General features: G+C 69.1%; 6 protein-coding genes and 1 pseudogene. 4 read left to right on the forward strand and 3 right to left on the reverse strand.

Translation table 11 applies throughout. The annotated features are described in order from the left end of the window. Window positions 1-762, reverse strand: a 762-nt coding sequence (locus GJ693_RS13125) for an ATP-binding cassette domain-containing protein (protein ID WP_156256738.1), incomplete at its 3' end; no start/stop codon positions are given. Between the two features lie 93 nt (window positions 763-855). Between GJ693_RS13125 and lnt the strand changes: the two genes are divergently transcribed. After that, window positions 856-2,568, forward strand: coding sequence for an apolipoprotein N-acyltransferase (lnt, locus tag GJ693_RS13130; protein ID WP_197042188.1), 1,713 nt, complete (start codon window positions 856-858; stop codon window positions 2,566-2,568). 89 nt (window positions 2,569-2,657) lie between these two features. Further along, window positions 2,658-3,911 (forward strand): methionine adenosyltransferase, encoded by a 1,254-nt coding sequence (metK, locus tag GJ693_RS13135; protein WP_156256740.1) that lies wholly within the window; start codon window positions 2,658-2,660, stop codon window positions 3,909-3,911. A 43-nt stretch (window positions 3,912-3,954) separates the two neighbouring features. Here the strand turns inward: metK and GJ693_RS13140 are convergent, their stop codons facing one another. Further along, complete coding sequence (locus GJ693_RS13140) at window positions 3,955-4,245, reverse strand: putative quinol monooxygenase (protein WP_156256741.1); 291 nt, start codon at window positions 4,243-4,245, stop codon at window positions 3,955-3,957. Between the two features lie 135 nt (window positions 4,246-4,380). Between GJ693_RS13140 and GJ693_RS13145 the strand changes: the two genes are divergently transcribed. Both GJ693_RS13145 and GJ693_RS13150 read left to right on the forward strand, forming a co-directional pair. Beyond that, the gene (locus GJ693_RS13145) at window positions 4,381-5,154 is read left to right on the forward strand and encodes a hypothetical protein (RefSeq protein ID WP_156256742.1); all 774 of its coding nucleotides are present in this window, start codon (window positions 4,381-4,383) and stop codon (window positions 5,152-5,154) included. A gap of 1 nt (window position 5,155) precedes the next feature. After that, window positions 5,156-5,608 (forward strand): cupin domain-containing protein, encoded by a 453-nt coding sequence (locus GJ693_RS13150; RefSeq protein WP_156256743.1) that lies wholly within the window; start codon window positions 5,156-5,158, stop codon window positions 5,606-5,608. Here the strand turns inward: GJ693_RS13150 and GJ693_RS17000 are convergent. Continuing rightward, window positions 5,605-5,940: pseudogene (locus GJ693_RS17000) on the reverse strand (lipopolysaccharide biosynthesis protein); the annotation flags it as partial. The gene GJ693_RS13150 and the pseudogene GJ693_RS17000 overlap by 4 nt on opposite strands.

The following is a 5,940-nucleotide window of genomic DNA, read 5'->3' on the forward strand; positions in this document are numbered from 1 at the left end:
CGCGCGCGCCTGCGCCAGCGGCGACGCCACCAGCGCCTGCACCGCCGGGTGCGGATCGGCGGCCACCTGCGCTGGCGGCCCGCTGGCAACGATGCGGCCACCATCCAGCACCACCAACCGATCAGCGCGCAGCAGGGCGTCGGCGAGATCATGGGTGACGAGAAGCGTGGTCAGCCCTTCGGCCCGGTGCAGCGCCAGCAAACGATCGCCCAGCGCATCGCGGGTGTCGGGATCGAGCGCACCGAAGGGTTCATCGAGCAGCAGCAGCCAGGGCCGCGCCGCCAATGCCCGCGCGAGTCCCACCCGGCTGATCTGCCCGCCCGACAATTCGCCCGGAAAGCGCCCGGCCAGATGCGCCGGCAAATCAAGCAGCGTCATCAGTTCCGCCGCGCGCGCCATGCGGCGCTCGCGCGGTTCGCCGATCAGCCAGGGCACGGCGGCGATATTGTCGGCCACGGTCCAGTGCGGGAACAGGCCGCCGCCTTGCACGGCATAGCCGATGCCGCGCCGCAGCTGCACCGGATCGGCCAGCGCAATATCGGCGCCATCGATGCGGATCTGCCCGGCATCAGGCCGCAGCAGCCGGTTGAGCAGCCGGAGCAGGCTGGACTTGCCGGCGCCCGATGCGCCGACCAGCGCCACGAACTGGCCCGGCGGCACCACCAGATCGATGCCGCTGAGGACCGGGCGACCGCCCAGCGCCAGCGTGACGCCGGCGAGGTCCAGTGTCGGGGCAGCAGCGGCAGGCGGAAGGGAGGCCATCGCCCGCCCTTGTGGCATGGCACGGCGGCGCGTGCCACCAAAAGCCCACTGGTGCTGGCCATCCGGCCCCGCTACCACCGGGACATGCGGGGTGTGTCTTCTTTGCTGGCGCTGGCGGCGGGCGCCGCCGTGGCCGTGGCCTTTGCGCCGCTCAACCTGTGGCCATTGGGGCTGGCGGGGCTGGCCATCTTTGTCCAGCTGGTGGCCGGGGCTGGCAGCGGGTGGCAGGCGGCGGGACGCGGCTGGCTGTTCGGGGTCGGCATGTTTGCCGTCTCGCTGAACTGGATTGCCACGGCCTTCACCTTCCAGGCCAAGATGCCGGCGGCGCTGGGCTGGGTCGCGGTCGTGGGTCTCGCTTGTTACCTGGCGCTGTTCGTGGCGGTGCCGGCCGGGCTGACCGCGAGGCTGGTGAAAAAGCCGCTATCCCGCGCGTTGTTGCTGCTGGCGCTGTGGGCCCCGGCCGAGGCCCTGCGCGGCACGCTGCTCACCGGCTTTGCCTGGAACCCGCTGGGCGCGCTGTGGCTGGAAACGCCGATGGTGCAACTGGCATCGGTGGTGGGCAGCGCCGGCCTGTCCTTGCTGGCGCTGGCGACCGCCACCGGCCTGTTGTGGCTGCTGCGCGGGCCGTCGCGCCGGCTGCGGCTGGGTGGTGCTGGCGTTGTTGCCGGCACCGGCCTGTTGGCGCTGACCGGCAGCGGCATGATCGTCGAGAGCGAGTTCATCGGCGCGCCGCTGGTCGTGGTGCAGCCTGGCATCGGCCAGGGCGAGCGTTATGATGCTGCCGCGGCGGAACGCCATCTCCAGACCTATGTGTCGATGACGCGGGCCGCACTGGGGCAGGTGGCGCGGGCCGGGCAGCCGGTGCTGCAGAACGCCGATGTGGCGCAGCGCCAGCTTACCGAAACCGAAGGCGTCACCTCGCCGCTGCCGCCCAGTGCCGACAAGGTGACCGGCGCGATGCCCAACAAGGTGGCGCCTGGCATCGCCAACCCGGCACCGGAACAGGCCGGCGGCGGCCTGGCGCTGCTGCCCCGCAAGCCGACGCTCATCCTGTGGCCGGAAGGTGCCATCGACGACCTGATCGAGATTGATGCCGACGCCCGTGCCCGCATCACGGCCGGCCTGTCCGCCACCGACATGCTGCTGGCCGGCGGCACCGGGGTGACGCGCGGCCGGGATGGCCGCCCGCGCTATGCCAACAGCCTGTTCGTGCTGTCGGGCGGCGGCCGTATCGTCGCCCGTTATGACAAGGCGCACCTGGTGCCGCTGGGCGAGTATGTGCCGTGGCGGGACTGGCTGGAGCCGCTGGGCATCGCCCGGCTGGTGCCCGGCGACTTCGATTTCCAGCATGGCCCCGGCCCGCGCACGCTGGAACTGCCGGGCTTCACCGCCGTCTCGCCGATGATCTGCTATGAAATCGCCTTTCCGCAGGCGGTGAGCGACCCGAACAACCGCCCGGGCTGGATTGCCAACGTGTCGAACGATGCCTGGTTCGGGGCCTGGGGGCCGCCGCAGCACCTGGCCCAGGCCCGGCTGCGCGCCATCGAAGAGGGGCTGGCCATCGTGCGCGCCACCCCCACCGGCATCAGCGCGGTGATCGATGGTTATGGCCGGGTGCAGGTGTCGCTGGCGCAGGGCGAGAAGGACGTGATCATCACCGCGCTGCCGCCGCCGCTGCCGGAAACTCTTTTCGATCGGCTGGGCCTGTATCCCGTGGTGGTGACGGCGCTGCTGGCGGCCTTTGCGGCGCTGCTGATCGATCGCCGCACGCCGCCGTCACCGCCGCGCCCGTTCCGCACCATCTGACAGGCAACATATAAAGATTTCGTTATGCGACTTGCGCGGGCGGGCGGCGGTGCGTATGACGGCGCGTCCTATCCGTCGAGAGCAGCCTCATGACCCGCAGCAGCTTCATCTTCACCTCCGAATCGGTTTCGGAAGGCCATCCGGACAAGGTGGCGGACCAGATTTCCGACGCCGTCGTCGATCTGTTCCTGGCCAAGGACCCGGAAGCGCGCGTGGCCTGCGAGACGCTGACCACCACCAACCGTGTCGTGCTGGCCGGCGAAGTGCGCGGCCGCGGCATGATCGACACCGCCGGCAACTGGGAGCCGGGTGCGCAGGAGGAAATCCAGCGTGCCGTGCGCGAGACGGTGAAGCGCATCGGCTATGAACAGGCGGGCTTCCACTGGCAGAACCTGACCTTTGAAAACCACCTGCACCCGCAAAGCTCGGACATCGCGCAGGGCGTGGATGCGAGCGGCAACAAGGATGAAGGCGCCGGCGACCAGGGCATCATGTTCGGTTATGCCACCGACGAAACGCCGGACTACATGCCGGCCACCCTCTATTATTCGCACCGCATCCTGGCGCGCATGGCGGCCGATCGGCACAGCGGCGTCGCCCCGTTCCTCGAGCCGGATGCCAAGAGCCAGGTGACCCTGCGGTACGAGCACGAGGTGCCGGTGGCCGCCACCGCCATCGTCGTTTCCACCCAGCATGCGCCCGATTATTGCACGCCCTGGGCCAAGGATGGCACCAGCGGCGGCGACGAAGCCAAGTTCGGCGCGCTCAAGACCTACGTGATGGGCGTGCTGCACGACGTGCTGCCTAAGGGCTTCATCACCGATGAGACGGTGATCCACCTCAATCCCACCGGCAAGTTCGAGATTGGTGGCCCGGATGGCGATGCCGGCGTGACCGGCCGCAAGATCATCGTCGATACCTATGGCGGTGCTGCCCCACATGGCGGCGGCGCCTTCAGCGGCAAGGACCCGACCAAGGTGGACCGGTCAGCCGCCTATGTCTGCCGCTATCTCGCCAAGAATATCGTGGCGGCTGGCCTGGCCAAGCGCTGCACCATCCAGCTTTCCTATGCCATCGGCGTCGCTGCCCCGCTGTCGATCCACGTCGATCTGCACGGCACCGGCACCGTGGCCGAAGCCGCCGTGGAAGCGGTGCTGGCCGATCCCGCCAAGCTGGGCTTTGCGCTCACCCCGCGCGGCATCCGCACGCAGTTGGGTCTCAACCGCCCGATCTACCAGCGCTCGGCCGCCTATGGCCACTTCGGCCGGACGCCCGATGCCGACGGCGGCTTCAGCTGGGAAAAGCTCGACCTCGTGGACGCGCTGAACGCGGCACTCAAATAACGCCGCGCTGAAGGCCGCGCTCTGAACGACCGCAGGGGTGGCGTCAGGCCACCCCGTCCAGATATTCGATCTCGGGCCGGCCGGCCAGGCAGGGGCCGAGGCCCGGGCCGGCGGCCTTGAAGTGCGCCGACGCGCCGTGCAGGTTCAGCGCGTCCTCGTCGGCATAGAGCTCCAGCACCTTGTAGGTGAGCGGATCGCTCTTCGAACGGGTGAGCTGATAGCAGAGATTGCCCGGTTCATTGGCGCGCACTGCGGCCGCCAGGGTGCGGAACACCGCCTCGAAATCCTCGGCCTTGCCGTCCTGGATTTTCAACGTCGCAATTACACCGATCATCTGTCATGCTCCCGTGGCTTTCGGGGGGAAGCTGACCGGTCTGGCCCGACACGCCAAGCTGGCGAAAACGGCAAGCATCCTTGACACAGCTGCCGCCCTGTGTATTACGCCGCCAATACAGTAGGGACTGATCACATGGCAACACAAGCAATGACAGCAACAGGCCAGCGCGACTGGATTGCCACCCAGGCGCGGCTGACCGGCGTGATGGCGCTGATCTTCGCCGCCGCCTTTTCCTTCCAGCTGGCCATGGGCCGCTCCAGCTTCTCGGCGCCGGCCGTGGTGCATGTGCACGCGCTGGTGTTCTTTGGCTGGGTGGCGATCAGCTTCCTGCAGGCCGGGCTTGCCGCCAGCGGCCGCATCGCCTGGCACAGCCGGATCGGCTGGATTGGCCTCGCCTGGGTGCCGCTGATGCTGGTGGCCGGCACGGCGGTGACGGTCAATTCGGTGCAGACCCTGCGCGCACCCTTCTTCTTCAAGCCGCAGCAGTTCCTGATCGAAAATCCGCTCGGCCTCCTCTGCGCGGCAGCGCTGGTGCTGGGCGCGATCGCCCTGCGGCGTGACACCGGCTGGCATCGCCGCCTGCAATTCTGCGCGCTGGCCAGCCTGATGGGCCCGGCCTTTGGCCGGCTGCTGCCGGCGCCGCTGCTGATGCCGTGGGCAATGGAGATTGCCATGGTGCCCGGCCTGCTGTTCCCGCTGTGGCTGGCGTGGCGCGAATGGCGCGCCGGCGAAGGCTGGCACCCGGCCTGGACCATCGGCCTGGTTGCGCTGCCGCTGACCACGGCGCTGGCCCTGACGCTGGCGCAGCTGCCCATCGGTGACGCGATTTATGCCGCGACAGTGGCCGGCACGCCGGGTGCGGCACAGCCTGGCATGCAATTCCCGCCACCGCCGCCGGGCCTGTGAGGTGCACGCTGCGCTAATCCTGCTGGCGCTGGCCGCCGCCCCGGCGCCGCCCGAGGCGTTCCGCATCGTGCCGGTGGACGCTGTGCAGTGGCGCAAGATGAACGATCTTGGTGTTGAAAGCGCCGTGATCGCCGGCAATCCGTCGCAGCCAGGCACCTACGTGATCCGGGTGAAATTCCCGCCGCACGTGATGGACCGGCCGCACCGCCACAGCCGCGATCGCCATGTGACGGTGCTGCAGGGCCGCTGGTTTGCCGGGACCGGCACCGAATTTGCGCCTGGCAAGGCAAGCGCGCTGCCCGCCGGCAGCTACATGTTCCACCCGGCCGGCGGCATCCACTGGGATGGCTCAAACAGCGATGACACGGTGATCGTGCAGATCATCGGCGAGGGCCCGGTGACATCGGAAGATATCGACCCGAGCCAGCCGAGCTGGGTGAAAGTCCCCGGCTAGAGTTTTTCGATCGGCAGCGGCAGCGGCAGACTGGCCGCCTCCTCCTCGATCTTCTTCAGGCCGCGCGCGAACAGCAGGCGGTCAGCGCCCTTGAACCCGAATCGCCAGATGATGAAGCCATAGGTGCCGAGCAGCCCGAAGAAGCCGATGGTGAGCTGGATCGGCTCCGGGGTGCGCTGCACGATCAGGCCGAGGCCCAGGGTCGGCAGCCCGGCCAGCAGCAGCGACAGGCGCCAGCCGGCGACGGCATGCCCCAGCCGCGCCTGCAGCAGCCGTGATTTCACCACCGATTGCAGCAGCGCCGCCAGCGCCAGGGCCAGCGCCGCGCCAAC

This window comes from Sandarakinorhabdus oryzae, assembly GCF_009733735.1.
Lineage (GTDB): Bacteria > Pseudomonadota > Alphaproteobacteria > Sphingomonadales > Sphingomonadaceae > Sandarakinorhabdus > Sandarakinorhabdus oryzae.

Coding starts and splice junctions, on each gene's coding strand:
- GJ693_RS13140 (WP_156256741.1), bottom strand. CDS start 4,245: ATGATCGGTGTAATTGCGACGTTGAAAATCCAGGACGGCAAGGCCGAG.
- GJ693_RS13145 (WP_156256742.1), top strand. CDS start 4,381: ATGGCAACACAAGCAATGACAGCAACAGGCCAGCGCGACTGGATTGCC.
- metK (WP_156256740.1), top strand. CDS start 2,658: ATGACCCGCAGCAGCTTCATCTTCACCTCCGAATCGGTTTCGGAAGGC.